The sequence below is a fragment of the Bacillus sp. SIMBA_008 genome, assembly GCF_046535495.1.
In the GTDB taxonomy this organism is placed as follows: domain Bacteria; phylum Bacillota; class Bacilli; order Bacillales; family Bacillaceae; genus Bacillus; species Bacillus subtilis.
The window spans coordinates 1-257 of the sequence record NZ_JAWRWL010000773.1 but is presented as its reverse complement, the minus strand read 5'-3'; the positions used below and the strand labels follow the sequence as shown (position 1 = coordinate 257).

Below are 257 nucleotides of genomic sequence, written 5' to 3'. Positions count from 1 at the left end.
CCGGCGACGCCGCGTCGATTCCGACGCCCGAGAACGGCGATTACATCGGAAGCAACACGAGCGATGAGCTCGATCCGGGTGCCTTCACCTCCCAGCTGACGTCGCTGTCGGCGGTCGCGGCGGCGAAGTTCAACCCGGGCAACATCATCAGCGACTCGAAGATGTACACGAGCGGCACGATGACGGCGAAGCAGATTCAGTACTTCTTCGATCAGAAGGTGCCTCGTTGCGATCGCGGCTATACGTGTCTGAAGGAC

1 protein-coding gene is annotated in these 257 nt (G+C 61.1%); it reads left to right on the top strand.

The window, feature by feature from the left end; translation table 11 throughout:
• On the top strand, positions 1–257 hold a 257-nt coding region (locus SB658_RS25390), incomplete at both ends, for a hypothetical protein (RefSeq protein WP_410603204.1).